Source organism: Salipiger abyssi (assembly GCF_017311415.1).
Classification (GTDB): Bacteria; Pseudomonadota; Alphaproteobacteria; order Rhodobacterales; family Rhodobacteraceae; genus Salipiger; species Salipiger abyssi_A.
Genome location: NZ_JAEKIS010000010.1, coordinates 36,301 through 49,260, shown reverse-complemented (window position 1 = coordinate 49,260; position 12,960 = coordinate 36,301). Strand labels below are relative to the sequence as shown.

General features: G+C 66.0%; 12 protein-coding genes and 1 tRNA gene. 5 read left to right on the top strand and 8 right to left on the bottom strand.

Annotated features, from left to right (window positions below):
- Window positions 1–8 precede the first annotated feature (8 nt).
- Window positions 9–890: a helix-turn-helix transcriptional regulator gene (locus tag I6N89_RS14805; RefSeq protein WP_207019202.1), complete on the bottom strand. Its 882-nt coding sequence runs from the start codon at window positions 888–890 to the stop codon at window positions 9–11.
- On the bottom strand, window positions 877–1,335 hold the full coding sequence (locus I6N89_RS14800; protein ID WP_207019308.1) for a hypothetical protein: 459 nt from the start codon (window positions 1,333–1,335) through the stop codon (window positions 877–879). Before I6N89_RS14800 ends, I6N89_RS14805 begins: the two co-directional genes overlap by 14 nt.
- A 311-nt stretch (window positions 1,336–1,646) precedes the next feature.
- Between I6N89_RS14800 and I6N89_RS14795 the strand changes: the two genes are divergently transcribed.
- Window positions 1,647–2,237 (top strand): thymidine kinase, encoded by a 591-nt coding sequence (locus I6N89_RS14795; RefSeq protein WP_207019201.1) that lies wholly within the window; start codon window positions 1,647–1,649, stop codon window positions 2,235–2,237.
- Between the two features lie 142 nt (window positions 2,238–2,379).
- Here the strand turns inward: I6N89_RS14795 and I6N89_RS14790 are convergent, their stop codons facing one another.
- The 5 genes from I6N89_RS14790 to I6N89_RS14770 form a co-directional block, all read right to left on the bottom strand.
- Window positions 2,380–3,894: a tripartite tricarboxylate transporter permease gene (locus I6N89_RS14790; protein WP_207019200.1), complete on the bottom strand. Its 1,515-nt coding sequence runs from the start codon at window positions 3,892–3,894 to the stop codon at window positions 2,380–2,382.
- Window positions 3,894–4,472 carry a tripartite tricarboxylate transporter TctB family protein gene (locus I6N89_RS14785; protein ID WP_207019199.1) on the bottom strand — a complete coding sequence of 193 codons (579 nt, stop codon included), beginning with the start codon at window positions 4,470–4,472 and terminating at the stop codon, window positions 3,894–3,896. The genes I6N89_RS14790 and I6N89_RS14785 overlap by 1 nt, the downstream gene beginning before the upstream one ends.
- Before the next feature lie 143 nt (window positions 4,473–4,615).
- Window positions 4,616–5,608, bottom strand: a complete 993-nt coding sequence (locus I6N89_RS14780; RefSeq protein WP_207019198.1) for a Bug family tripartite tricarboxylate transporter substrate binding protein — start codon at window positions 5,606–5,608, stop codon at window positions 4,616–4,618.
- 26 nt (window positions 5,609–5,634) lie between these two features.
- Window positions 5,635–6,459, bottom strand: coding sequence for a shikimate dehydrogenase (locus tag I6N89_RS14775; protein WP_328805884.1), 825 nt, complete (start codon window positions 6,457–6,459; stop codon window positions 5,635–5,637).
- Entirely contained in the window at window positions 6,449–8,179 is a 1,731-nt protein-coding gene (locus I6N89_RS14770; protein ID WP_207019196.1) for an FAD-dependent oxidoreductase, read from the bottom strand. The genes I6N89_RS14775 and I6N89_RS14770 overlap by 11 nt, the downstream gene beginning before the upstream one ends.
- A gap of 165 nt (window positions 8,180–8,344) precedes the next feature.
- Between I6N89_RS14770 and I6N89_RS14765 the strand changes: the two genes are divergently transcribed.
- Genes I6N89_RS14765 through I6N89_RS14750 form a run of 4 tightly spaced genes read left to right on the top strand, consistent with a single transcriptional unit; the run spans window position 8,345 to window position 12,422 of the window.
- Window positions 8,345–9,196 carry an IclR family transcriptional regulator gene (locus tag I6N89_RS14765; protein WP_207019195.1) on the top strand — a complete coding sequence of 284 codons (852 nt, stop codon included), beginning with the start codon at window positions 8,345–8,347 and terminating at the stop codon, window positions 9,194–9,196.
- Window positions 9,193–10,998 (top strand): FAD-dependent oxidoreductase, encoded by a 1,806-nt coding sequence (locus tag I6N89_RS14760; protein WP_328805883.1) that lies wholly within the window; start codon window positions 9,193–9,195, stop codon window positions 10,996–10,998. The genes I6N89_RS14765 and I6N89_RS14760 overlap by 4 nt, the downstream gene beginning before the upstream one ends.
- Window positions 10,985–11,602, top strand: coding sequence for an NIPSNAP family protein (locus I6N89_RS14755; protein WP_207019194.1), 618 nt, complete (start codon window positions 10,985–10,987; stop codon window positions 11,600–11,602). Before I6N89_RS14760 ends, I6N89_RS14755 begins: the two co-directional genes overlap by 14 nt.
- A 7-nt stretch (window positions 11,603–11,609) precedes the next feature.
- On the top strand, window positions 11,610–12,422 hold the full coding sequence (locus I6N89_RS14750; protein ID WP_207019193.1) for a sugar phosphate isomerase/epimerase family protein: 813 nt from the start codon (window positions 11,610–11,612) through the stop codon (window positions 12,420–12,422).
- A gap of 376 nt (window positions 12,423–12,798) precedes the next feature.
- Here I6N89_RS14750 and I6N89_RS14745 read toward each other — a convergent pair.
- A tRNA-Lys gene (locus tag I6N89_RS14745) sits at window positions 12,799–12,874 on the bottom strand.
- Window positions 12,875–12,960: the final 86 nt, after the last annotated feature.

Here is a 12,960-nt window from a genome sequence, read left to right as displayed (position 1 = left end):
CAGCTTTATCAGAGTACCACCGGTTGCAGCGTGGCGCCGCCTTCGTCCATCTCGATGAGGGTTTGGGCTTCGCGGTCGCCCGGCCGGTTCAGCGGATCCGGGAGCACGCCCAGCGACATTGCGAGCGCCGCAAGCTCGGCGCGCGAGGTCATGCCGGTATTCTGCGACAGCGCGTTCATGCGCTGCCGGATCGCCGAAATCGACACCCCGAGTCGCTCCGCGATCTGTTTGTCCTGAAGCCCTGCACCGAGCAGCTCCAGAAGCTCCAGCTGCTTCGGTGTGATGCGGTTCCGTTCGGCGAATTCGCGGCCGAAATGATAGATATACCGTTGATGCGCGGTCAGCGCCGCAGTGGTAAGCGTCCAGCCGTGGGCGTTGATGATTGTCAGCATGTCCCGGCGCGAATGGTCGCCGGAAAAACTGATGAGTGCGCTCTGCGGTGGGGCGTTGCAGCGCAGGGGAATGGAATATCCCGCGCGCAGCCCGCGCCGCGCCGCCTCGCGAAGCACTTCGAGGCGCGGTTCCGGGATGGGTTTGTATTCGTCGACGAATTCGAGACCGATGGCGATCGGCGTCAGATAATCCATCGCGTGGCAGCGGAAATAGGACCAGCGCGAGATTTCCGGGTCTCGGTAATAGCTGTTGAGCCATGACGCATCGTAGGAGGTGCGGATGAAACGGGTTTTCTTCCAGCCGTGCCAGGAACTGGCAGAGATGAAATCGACGAAAGGCAATTTCAGCTCGCGTCCGAGCGCGACGAGCATGCGCCAGACTTGGCGCGAGTTCTCGGTGGTTTCCAATTGCAGCAGAAACCGCTGGAGCAGCTCGGGAACATGCTGCTCGGCGGCGCTCAGCGGACGGGGCTGGGACGGGTCCTCAGGCTGTTTCATCTTCGAGATGCAGCTTGATATCGACAAGCACCTTCTGGAGGGCAAGCGTTTCCTTGAGCAGGCGGCGGGCTTCGGTGCCCGAGATCACGCCGTCCTGGATCGACTGGTGATATTCCGCCATGAGCATCGCGAAACGTTGGCTAAGCGCCACCACATCGCTGTTGACGCCGCCTTCTCGCGGGGCATTCCTGCGGTCGCCGCCGTGCTGGAGCATGATGGATTGCAACTCTGCCAGCGCCGAGGTCACATGCGGATAGGACGCGGCCTCCTCCAACGCCGCCACGGTATCGACGGGCATAAACCTGTCTTCATGCTCTTGGTGATCGGAATAATAGCGCCCCAGCGTGGCCTTTGATTTTCCGCTGAGGGTGCAGGCGGCCTCGATCCCGACATCCTTTACCAGCGCCTCGGTGTGTTTTTTCAGGTAACGTCCGACGATCGACATTTGCACTTGGTCTGCCTTTTTGCCGCGTCCGGCGCGGATGGGAAACTGCGCTATCATTTCCCATTATACCGCAATGAGGCAAATGTCATTTTCTGTGATCAGTTGGCACGCGTGACCGGTGGTTCGAATCGGGACGGGCTGCGAACCGTCCCGCAGGCGGGGCGGCGGGCGGTCTGGTGAGGCGCGGCGCGATGCCGGTCGGCAACCCCCGGGGCTCTGTCCCGCCGGCCCGGCGTCGCGCCGCGCTTTCACCGCCGCGACGCAAAGCTGCGGCTTGCGCCGCGCCGCGGGCTGCGGCATGGAGCGTCGCCATGGCGAAGCTCTATTTCAACTACTCCACCATGAATGCCGGCAAATCGACGCTGCTTTTGCAAGCGGCGCATAACTATGGCGAGCGCGGCATGGAGGTCTATCTGCTGACCGCGCGGCTCGATACGCGGGCGGGGCAGGGGCGTATCGGGTCGCGCATCGGGCTCGGGCGGGATGCGGATACCTTCACCCCGCAGGACGATCTCTTTGCCCGCATCCAGGCGCAGAATACCGCGCGGGCACTCGCCTGCATCTTTGTCGACGAGGCGCAGTTTCTGACCGAGGCGCAGGTTTGGCAGCTGGCGCGCGTGGCCGACGATCTGGGAATCCCTGTGATGGCCTATGGCCTGCGGGTCGATTTTCGCGGCCAGCTCTTCCCCGGCTCGGCGGTGCTGCTGGCGCTGGCGGACACTCTGCGCGAGGTCCGCACAATCTGCCATTGCGGTCGCAAGGCAACAATGGTGATCCGGCAGGATGCAGAGGGCCGGGTGGCGATGGAAGGCGATCAGGTGCAGATCGGTGGCAATGAAACCTATGTCTCGCTCTGCCGCCGTCACTGGCGCGAGGCGGTCGGCGAGCGCCCCGCGAGCTAGCCGCGCTTCTGTGCGGGGGCTTACAGGCCGGGGTGCAATCTCGTCTTGCGCGTGCTTTGTGGAGAGAAGATCCCAGGGCGATGTGGCGGGCGCCCGGGGAAAGGGGGCTCTGCCGGCTATGGCAGCAGGGCGCCAAACCGGTTCATGCTTGATCCGCCGCGCGTTTCGAGATCCGGGATTTCAGCATCGCGTAGACCGGGGTCTGGGAGACAAAGATCGCCACCACCACCAGCAGTAGCGTCAGTGACAGCGGGCTGCCGAAGATACCGGCAGAGAAGGCGCCCAGATCCTCGCGCTCTGAGATGATCGCCCGTCGCCAGTTGTCGTCCAAGAGGCGCGACAGGATCACGCCGAGGATCACCGGCCCCAGCGGATAGCCGTAGTGCCGCATGAAATAGCCGAAGACGCCGAAGCCCAGCATCCAGTAGACATCGGTGACCGAGTTGTTGACCGCATAGGCGCCCACCACCGACAGCAGCATGATGAGCGGGATCAGCACCGCGCGTGGCATCTCGACGATCTTGGTGAAGAGCTTGATGCCGGTCAGGCCGCAGATCAGGATAAAGACATTGGCGGTCAGCAGCGCGCCGACGATGAACCAGAACATCTGCGGCTGATCGACCATAAGCATCGGGCCAGGGTTCAGCCCGTGGATGAAAAGCGCCCCGATCATGATCGCGGTCACCGCGTCGCCGGGGATGCCCAGCGTCATCATCGGCACGAAGGCCCCGCCCACCGCGGCATTGTTCGCCGTCTCGGGCGCCACCAGCCCTTCCATGGCGCCGGTGCCGAAGGGGCGTGTCGGCTTTTTCGTCACACGCTTGGCGTGGTCGTAGGCCATGAGCGCCGCGATGTCGCCACCGGTGCCGGGCAGGGCGCCGATGATGACGCCGATCGACGAGGTTTGCAGCGACAGCGGCAGGTATTTCCGCACGGTCGACCAGGACGGTACAATGCGGTCGATCTTCTGACGCATCGCCTCGGCGCCGACATGGTGAAGTTGCAGCAGCGCTTCGGAGATGCCGAACATGCCGATCATCACCGCGATGAAGGAGATGCCGCCCTCCATGATCTGAAAATCGAAGGTGAAGCGTTCGGCAAAGGTCAGCGGGTCGCGGCCGACAGCGCCGATGGCGATGCCCAGGGCGCCGGCGAAGATGCCCTTGAGCAGGCTGCCCGCGGAAAGCGAGCCCACCAGCAGGATGCCCAGCACCGCGAGCAGCATGTAGTCGCGCGGCTGGAAGGTCAGCGCGAACTCGGCGACGAAGGGCGCCGCCAGCGCCAGAACGGCGATCCCCACGAGCCCACCGAAAAAGGACATGACGGTGGTGACGCCGATGGCCTCGCCGGCCTCGCCGCGCTGTGCCATGGGATAGCCGTCCATGGCCGTGGCGATGGCCGAGGGCGCGCCGGGAATGTTCAGCAGGATCGCCGTGCGCGAGCCGCCATAGACGCCGCCCATGTAGATGCCCACCATCAGCGAGATCGCCGGGTAGACATCCCAGGAAAAGGTGAAAGAGATCAGGATCGACACCGCCATGGTGACCGACAGGCCGGGGATCGCGCCGATATAGACGCCGAGAAAGGTGCCCAGCCCCACCAGAAGAAAGAGCTGCGGCTGCGTGAAGACGGTGAGAAGTGCGAGCAGGGTATCCATCATTGCGCTCCCCCGCCGGTGCCGAGGTTGCGGAAGAATTGCAGCAGCTCGGCCTCGGGCACGATGCCGGCGGGCATCAGAACGGTGAAGACGATACGGAAGACCACCCAGATCAGCAGCAGGCTGCCCAGCGAGACCGCCAGGGTAAAGCCCCAGCCGCGGCCCGAGAGATACTTGATCGCCAACACTAGAAAAAGCGCGGCCGTCGGAAGAAAGCCCAACGGGACCAGCAGCAGGCCGAAACAGACCAGCAGCCCGCCGAAGAGGATCACCTTGAACGGCAGGATGTCGCGCGCCAGGCTCTCCGTCGACACTTTCGGCAGCCGCGCGGTGCGCAGCACGATGATCAGCGCCGAAACCGCCATTGCGGCGGTTGTCGCCATCGGAACCGCACCCGCCGACGATAGCGCCTCGAAGCCGGCGATGCCGTAGGCCTCCCAGAGCAGATAGAGGCTTGCCACGAGCAGGAACAGGGCAAAGGCCAGCTCTCCGGGCCGCCGCTCGGTTTCATAGCCGCCGGGCGTGGCGTCGGATGTGCCGTCATGGTGATCGGCGTCACCGCGATAGTCGATTTTCATGGGGACCTCCTCTGGCAGAGCCATCGCTGGCGGGCAGCGTTCCGGGCCGCCTCCGGCAGCGCCGGCCGGTGCCGGAACGGCGCCCGCACCGGGGCGCCGTTCGGCCGTTATATCATATTGTTTCCCGGTTCATGCGCCGCGGCTCAGGGGCGCGGAATATCGAACTCTTCGGGCGATTTTTTCGAGAAGCCCGCGTCATGCACCAGCCAGGAGGAGGTGGACCGGTAGCTTTCGAGGAAATCCATCGCCTCGTCTCCGGCGATCGACATGACAATGAAGCCGCGATCTTCCATCAGCTCGATGAAGTCGGGATTCTTGGCGCCTTCGGCATAGGCGGCTTGCAGCTCGGCGACGACTTCGTCCGGCGTGCCTTTCTTGACGAACACGCCGAAGAACGGCCCCCAGGGAAGGTAGTCGGCGAAACCGGGGATCTCCTCGGTGATCGGCACGACGCCCGGCAGCAGATCGTTGGGCTGGGTATCGACCAGGCCGATGACCTTCATACGTCCGGCTTTCACGCCTTCGATGGCGGCCCCCAGCACTGCGGGCATCACGTCGATGGCGCCGCCCTGAAGCGCGGTCAGCGCGGGGCCGTCGCCGTCATAGGGCACACGGGTGAACTCGACATCTTCCTGGTCGGTCAGCATGGCCAGCACGATCGAGGTCAGCCCGCCGGGACCGGTCGAGCCGACGCGGACCTCGCCGGGGTTGGCCTTGGCGTACTCGACGAATTCCGTCATCGAGTTGTAGGGCGCGTCATTGTTGGCGACGAACATCGGCACGCCGCGCGCCAGAACGTTGATCGGCACCATATCGGTGTAATCGTCCGTTCCGAGCCCGAGCACCTTGTACATCTGCGGGTTCTCGGCGCCCATCAGCAGCGTGTAGCCGTCGGCATCCTGCTGCTGGACATAGCGCAGGGCGATGGCGCCCACGCCGCCGGTCTTGTTCTGCATGACGATATTACCGCCAAGCGCCTCGGCCGCATGCGGCGTCACCGCGCGCATCACCGTGTCGGTAGAGCCCCCGGCCCCCCACTGGATGATCCCCTGGATCTCCTTCACGGGATAGTCTGCGGCGAGCGCGCTGCCGCCTGTCATGGCCAGCAGGCTCAGGCCTGCGAGAAACGTTTTCATGGTTTTCCTCCCATTGATTGACGGCCCTATGCCGCCGCTTGTTCTGCCGGATCCGAGGGCAGCCCCTCTCCCAGCAGGAAATCCACCAGCCTTTCGGCTTCGGCGTTGAACATGCCCGCGCCGGTCATCGTGTTGCAGCCCTTGGCCCGGGCGGCGGCCACCATGGGCGACACTTCGGGGCGGGTGATGGCGTCGGCGACGAAGGTCTCGGGCGACATCAGCGCGGGATCGGAGGGGAAGGGGTCGCCCTCGCGCATCCCGCAGGGGGTGACGTTGGCCACCAGGTCCATGCCCGTCGGATCGTTGCTGCCGGCCGCGACGCGCCCGGAGAATTTCTCGTCCAGCGCCGAGACGATGCGCGAGAGGCGCGTCTCGTCGAGATCCGAGATGGTCAGATGCGCGGCGCCGCGATCCAGGATTTCGAAGGCCACGGCGCTGCCCGCGCCGCCGGCGCCGATCAGCAGCGCCGTCTTGCCCGCCGGCTCGAAGCCGAGCGCCTTGATCCCGTCGAGATAGCCGATGCCGTCGACATTGTCGCCGATGAAGCGGCCTTCTGAATCCTTGTGGATGACATTCACTGACCCGACAAAGCGGGCGCGGTCGCTGACCACGTCGCAAAAGGCGAGCGACGCGATTTTGTGCGGGATCGTGATCACCAGGCCGCGAACGTTCTGCATGTGGCGAAAGCTTTCCATGGCGGCGGTCATGTGATCGGCATGGATGTGCAGCGGCGGCACGAGGGCGTTGATGCCGCGTGCAGCCAGGATTTCGCTCAGGAAGCGCGGAGAGCGGACCTGCGCAATGGGGTCCCCGATCACCGGGAACAGGATGGTTTCGCCGTCAAGCTGCACGGGTCTGTCCTTTCTCTTGATGCGAGCGGGCGGCGGCATGGCGTGCGGCGATGGCGCCGAAGACCAGGCCGGGGCCCAGTGTGATGCCGGGGCCGGGATAAGTGCCGCCCATGATGGAATGCAGGTCGTTGCCCACCGCATAGAGCCCGCCGATCACGCTGTCGTCGTCGCGCAGCAGCCGGGCGTGGGTATCGCCGCGCAGGCCTTGCGCCGTGCCGATATCGGCGGGTTGCAGGCGCACCGCATAGAAAGGCGCGGTGGCGATCCGGCCCAGCGTCGGGTTGGGTGCAACCGTCGGGTCGCCGTTGTTGCGCTGGTAAGGCGAGCCGCCCCGACCAAAGCTTGTGTCCTCGCCCTTCTCCGCAGCGGCGTTGATATCGGCGACGCTGGCGGCGAGCGACTGCGGGTCGGTGCCGGTCTTGGCGGCGAGCTCGTCCAGTGTCTGCGCTTCGATCAGATAGCCGTCGGCAACATGGGGTTTCGGGTTCTCGCCGCCCGGGTGGACCATGCCCAGCCCGAATTTCGCCAGCGTCGGCGCGTCGGTGACGATCCACGCACCGGCAGTGTCGGGGCCGCCCGCCAGCATCGCCTTGCCAAAGGCATGATACGAGATTGTTTCGTTCACGAAGCGGCGGCCCTTGAGATCGACGCAGACGGTGCCGGGCTTCGAACGGTCGAGTACGAAATGCGGGAAGACCGCAGTGCTGCCATCGGCGCGGCGGCGGGTGGAGCAGGGTGCCCAGAAGGCGCTCTGATCGTTGCCCTGGCCGTAGGTGGCGCCAAGAGCGAAGGCCAGATCGTGCATCGTGCCAGTATGGCCGGGAGCCGAAGGGCTTTCGGCGGGCAGGGTGTCGGGCAGATAGGCGGCACGGCGGCTGGCGGAGCGTCCAAAGCCGCCGGTGGCGAGGATGACGCCACCGTCCACGGCCACGGTGCGTTCCTTGTCGCCCGCCCGAAGGCGCAGTCCGGTCACCTCGCCGTCGGTTTCGGTCAGTGCCGTCACCTCGGTGCTGCGCAGGATGTCGACGCCCAGATCCAGCGCCGACGCCAGCAATCTGGCCACCAGCGCGCCGCCCATGACCACCCGCGTGTGCCGGCCATGCAGCGCGCGGTCGCGCATGTAACGGGGCACGATCCTGGCGACATGCAGGAAGCTGGCCGGGGATTTGTAGCGGTTCAGCAGGTGGCCGATATCCACCCGGTCGATATTCATGCCGCCGAGCACGGTGAATTCCGGAATCGGCGGGCGGATCATGTTGCGCGCGGCGCCCATGGCGCGCGTATCGAAGGGCACCGGCTCGATCGCGCGGCCATTCAGGGTAGGGTTGGGGTGATCCCATTCGTAATCGGGATGACGCGGATAGGGGCGGAACCGCACCTGCGTGCGCGCCTCAAGCGTGGCGATGGCCTCGGGGGCGGCATCGAGGAAGGCCTCGCGCATGTCGCGGTTGCCGAAAATGCCCACGGCGCTGTCGAGGAAGGCCGAGACCTTTTCGCGGGAATCGTCGGGATTCGCGGTGCGCCCGGTTTCGGTGCCCGGCGCCCAGACCGTGCCGCCGGAGAGGGCGGAGGTGCCGCCGATATACTCGGTCCGTTCGACCAGCAGGACGCGCGCGCCTTCGAGCGCGGCAAAGACCGCCGCGCCCAAGCCGGCCGCGCCCGAGCCGATAACGGCGACATCGTAGCGCTCAGCGGTGCTGTCGATGGAAATATCGGCCATATCGTCCTCCCTGACGCTCGGTAGCCAGCTCGCCTCCTGCGAGCCGTCGAATCGCGTCTGAACCCATCATTGCCAGAAAATGAAATATCATTCCAGTTTTTAATGGTCTTCACATTTTGATTATTCTTCCATATCCTATGAGCAAGCAACAGCGAGAGGCCTGTCATGAGCAGCGCATTGGAAAAGGGACTGGGTGTTATCAGCTTCCTGGCCGAGCGGCCCGAAGGGGCGTCGGTGAGCGAGATCGCCAAGGCGCTGGATCTGCCGCCGTCGGGCGTGCATCGCCTTTTGAAAGAGCTGGAGGCGCTCGGGTATACGCGCCAGAGCCGCGAGCATGGCGACTACATGCTGACGCTGAAACTGGCGACCAACGGGCTGGCCTTTCTCGCCCGCACCGGGATCCCGGATCTGAGCCAGCCGATTCTCGACCGGCTGGCGCAATCGACGAAAGAATTGATCCGGATGGCGCTGTTCGACGGCGAGGAGCTGGTCTGGGTCGGTGTCTCGCAGGGCGCGACCGCGGGGCTGCGCTATGATCCCGATGCGGAGCATGGGCAGATTGTACATCTCGCCTCCGCCTCTGGCGGGCAGGCCTGGTTGTCGGGGCTGAGCGACGACGATGCCGTCGCCTCGGTGATGCGGCAGGGGCTTGAAAAGCCAGGCGGGGCCGGTGTCTCGGCGCCCAAGGGCGTGGCCGAGCTCTTGCAGATCGTGCAGACCGCGCGGGCCCAGGGCTATGCGCAGAACACCTCCAGCTTCATGCTCGGCATGGCGGCAATCGCCGTGCTGATCCGCCATCCCGACACCGACGAGCCGATCGGGACCGTGTCGATCGCCGGCCCGTCTGCCCGTGCGACGCCCGAACTGCTGCATTCGTTCCTGCCGGAGCTTCGTCAGGCCGCGACGGATCTGGCAGAGGCCAGTCTGGCGGGGCGCAGCTTTACCCGCTGGTATGACGAGACCATGGGGCGCCGGCAGACGCAGTCCCGGGCGGGAGAGGGGCGCGACCGGTCGTGACGCATAAGGGGAGGAGCATCGACGCGCGCCCCGAGCCGGGCGCGAGCTACGATTTGCTGGTCGTCGGATCGGGCGCCGGAGGGCTTGCCACCGCGGTCACCGCCGCCGATCTGGGCCTGTCGGTCGCCGTGCTGGAAAAGGCGCCGGTGCTGGGCGGCACCTCCGCCTGGTCGGGTGGCTGGCTATGGGTGCCGCGCAATCCTCTAGCAGTGGAGGCCGGAATCGACGAGCCGTCCGAGGCGCCGCTGGATTATCTGGCGGGCATCATGGGCAACCGTGTGGGCGACCCTCGGATAAAGACCTATCTCGACACCGGGCCGGAGATGGTGAGATTTTTCCGCGACCGCACCGCCGTGGACTGGATCGACGGCAACAGGGTTCCCGATTTCACCGATAGCCCGGGCGCCGCAGCCGGTGGCCGCTCGGTCTGTGCCGCGCCCTTCGATGGGCGGCGGCTGGGGCCCTGGATCGCCAAGCTGAGGCCGCCGCTCGACGTGATCTCGCTGGCTGGCATGGGCATCGCCTCTGGCAAGGACATGGCGCATTTCTTCAATGCGATGCGCCGGCCCGCTTCGGCGCTTTATGTGACGCGGCGCCTGGCGAAGCACGGGGTCGATCTGGTGCGGCATGGGCGTTCCATGCAGCTGGTCAACGGCAACGCGCTGGTGGCCGGGCTGATGCGGTCCTGCCTCGACCGGGGTGTCGATCTCTTCACCGATGCCGGGGTGAGCGCGCTGAAACATGAGGACGGGGCGGTGAGCGGCGTCACGCTGACCGGCGGCACCCGGCTACACGCCCGGCGCGGCGTGGTGCTGGCGACCGGCGGCTTCCCGCACGATCCCGCCACGCGAGCGAAGCTCTTCGGTGCCGAGACCGGCACCGCGCATTATTCTGCCGCGCCCCGGGACAATACCGGAGACGGCATCCGCCTGGGCGCCGAGGCTGGCGGCCAGCTGCGCGAGGATCTGACAAATGCCGGTGCCTGGGCGCCGGTTTCCCTCGTGCCCGACGGCAAAGGGGGCTTCACGCATTTCCCGCATCTCGTCGACCGGGCCAAGCCCGGAATCATCGCGGTGCGCGGCAGGGGCAAGCGCTTTGCCAACGAGGCCGACAGCTATCACGCCTTCATGCGCGCGCTGTTCGACGCCACCCCGGCAGGCGAGGCGCCCGAATGCTGGCTGATCGCCGATCACCCGGCGCAGCGCCGCTGGGGGCTGGGCTGGGCGCGACCGGCGCCCTTCCCGCTGGCCCCCTTCCGGCGCGGCGGCTACCTGCGCTCGGGCCGCACATTGGAGGCGCTCGCGCGCGCCTGCGACCTCGACCCTGCGACACTGGAGGCAACTGTCGCCCGCTTCAACGCCCAGGCGGCGGCGGGCGAGGACGCGGATTTCGGCCGTGGCGCGTCGATCTACAACCGTGTGCAGGGCGATCCGGAGAACCGTCCCAACCCGGCGCTTGGCGCGCTGCGGCGCGGACCCTTTCACGCGGTGCGCATCGTGCCGGGCAGTCTCGGCACCTTCGCGGGGCTCGACGCCGACGACCGCGCCCGGGTGCTGGACGCCGGGGGCGTGCCGATTCCGGGGCTTTTCGCCGCCGGCAACGATCTGAGTTCGATCTTCGCCGGGCAGTATCCGAGCGGGGGCATCACCCTCGGTCCGGCCATGACCTTCGGCTACATCGCCGCCCATGTCGCGGCGGGCCGCTGGCCCCCCGAGAGCGGGGCCGACCCTCAATCCGAAACGCAACAGACCCCGGCCCGACCGGCCGGATCCAACGGAGGAACTATCCATGCCGCTTTTTGACATCGTCACCCTGAAGACCGCGCTTTTCGCCACCCCCAAGGTGGCCCCCGCGCTCCAGGAGTGGCTGGCCGCGCCCGAGGCCAAGGGCACCCTGATGGGCGCCTGGGCGCCGGATATCGGCACGCTGAACGACATCATCCTGTTGCGCCAGTTCGACAGCGCCGAGGATCTGATTGCCGAGCGCACCCGCACTCATCTCTCCGACAACCCGTTCGGCTGCATGGAGCATCTGCGCGGCTGGACCTCCGACAGCTACATCCCGCTGGATTTCACCCTGCCGGTCACGCCGGGCGAATACGGCAAGGTTTATGAGATCCGCAGCTATCAGCCGAAGCTGAACGGCATGGCGCCGACCATCGACAAGTGGCGCGAGGCTGTGCCCGTGCGCACCGAATATTCGCCGCTCTCGATTGCGATGTATTCATTGGACGGCCCGACCCGGTTCACCCAGATCTGGCCTTATGAAAGCGCCAACCACCGCGCCGAGATCCGCGGCAAGACCGTGGCGGATGGCATCTGGCCGCCGAAGGGCGGTCCCGACTGGCTGACGCCCGAGATGACCTCGACCCTGGCGGTGCCGCTGCCCTTTTCTCCGCTGAAATGAGGGCGCCATGGGGTATCGCTATTCCCTTGCCTTCCTCACCGTCGCCGAACTGACACCGCCGGAGGCGGTGCGGGTGGCTGCGGAGGCTGGGTACGACCTTGTGGGTCTGCGGCTCCTGCCGGCGGGCACCGACGGGCCTTATCCCCTGCTGACCGATCCGGCCATGCTGAAGGAGACCCGCGCGGCACTGCGCGACACCGGCCTTCAAGTCGCCGATATCGAGATCATCAGGATCACGCCGGAGTTCCGGGCAGCGGATACGCTTCCCTTTCTCGAGCGCGGCGCGGAGCTGGGGGCGCGCAACATCCTGACGGCGGGCTACGATCCGGATCCGGCGCGGATGACCGACAGCTATGGCGCCTTTTGCGACCTGGCGCATCAGCACGGCATGACGGCGGATCTGGAGTTCATGCCCTGGACCGATATCCCCGATGTCTCGGCGGCGGTGCGTCAGGTCCGGGCGGTGGCGCATCCCGCCGCCGGGGTTTTGGTCGACGCCTTGCATGTGCAGCGCTCCGCGACCGAGTTCGAAGAACTCGCGGCGCTCGATCCGGCCTGGATCAACTACGCGCAGCTTTGCGACGCCCCGGGGCAATTCGATGCCTCCCCCGAGGCGTTGATCGAAACGGCGCGGGGCAATCGCCTGATGCCCGGCGACGGGGATTTCGATTTCAACGCCATGCTCTCCGCCCTGCCCAAGGACATCGTGCTTAGTGTCGAGGTGGCGCAAAAGCACCGGATCGGCAAAACGCCGGCGCTGCGACGCGCGGTGGAGGCAATGCAGAAGACCAAACAGGTCATCGCGCGGGCAGAGGTCTGAGCCTAGTCTCAGACCCCGCAAGCGCCTGCCGTGCCCGCGATGGCCGGGAGAGGGCTCTCGGGCCGCTTTCCCGGTCCATTGCGGTGCTGGCATCGACCTGCGGTTCCGACACGGCGCCCGTTTTCGGCGCCCATGTCTTCCTCTGATGCTCGGCTGTCCGCCTTCACGACACGACTCGTGCGAGCGGGCGCAGAAGTCAGCGATAATCTTCCCGTCCTTGCCGCGATGACCTTTGGGTTTCAGGGGAGAATCCAACGCCATATCCGGGCGCAAAAGTCCGGAACGGCACGCATCGAGACGCGAATCGCCGTTATTCCATGGCGCCCGCCCGGCGCGCGCACCGCGTTTGGCTTGAAGCCTACGAGAGGAAGTTCAGTGGTGAGCCGTGCAGGATTCGAACCTGCGACCCACTGATTAAAAGTCAGTTGCTCTACCAACTGAGCTAACGGCCCACTGTGCGGGCGCTTCTAGAAAGAGCGGGGGGCAGGGTCAACCCCCGATTTACGCTTTTCTTCACCCAATCGTCACGAACTCTGGA

Coding starts and splice junctions, on each gene's coding strand:
- I6N89_RS14800 (WP_207019308.1), bottom strand. CDS start 1,335: ATGTCGATCGTCGGACGTTACCTGAAAAAACACACCGAGGCGCTGGTA.
- I6N89_RS14765 (WP_207019195.1), top strand. CDS start 8,345: ATGAGCAGCGCATTGGAAAAGGGACTGGGTGTTATCAGCTTCCTGGCC.
- I6N89_RS14805 (WP_207019202.1), bottom strand. CDS start 890: ATGAAACAGCCTGAGGACCCGTCCCAGCCCCGTCCGCTGAGCGCCGCC.
- I6N89_RS14780 (WP_207019198.1), bottom strand. CDS start 5,608: ATGAAAACGTTTCTCGCAGGCCTGAGCCTGCTGGCCATGACAGGCGGC.
- I6N89_RS14750 (WP_207019193.1), top strand. CDS start 11,610: ATGGGGTATCGCTATTCCCTTGCCTTCCTCACCGTCGCCGAACTGACA.
- I6N89_RS14785 (WP_207019199.1), bottom strand. CDS start 4,472: ATGAAAATCGACTATCGCGGTGACGCCGATCACCATGACGGCACATCC.
- I6N89_RS14770 (WP_207019196.1), bottom strand. CDS start 8,179: ATGGCCGATATTTCCATCGACAGCACCGCTGAGCGCTACGATGTCGCC.
- I6N89_RS14790 (WP_207019200.1), bottom strand. CDS start 3,894: ATGGATACCCTGCTCGCACTTCTCACCGTCTTCACGCAGCCGCAGCTC.
- I6N89_RS14755 (WP_207019194.1), top strand. CDS start 10,985: ATGCCGCTTTTTGACATCGTCACCCTGAAGACCGCGCTTTTCGCCACC.
- I6N89_RS14795 (WP_207019201.1), top strand. CDS start 1,647: ATGGCGAAGCTCTATTTCAACTACTCCACCATGAATGCCGGCAAATCG.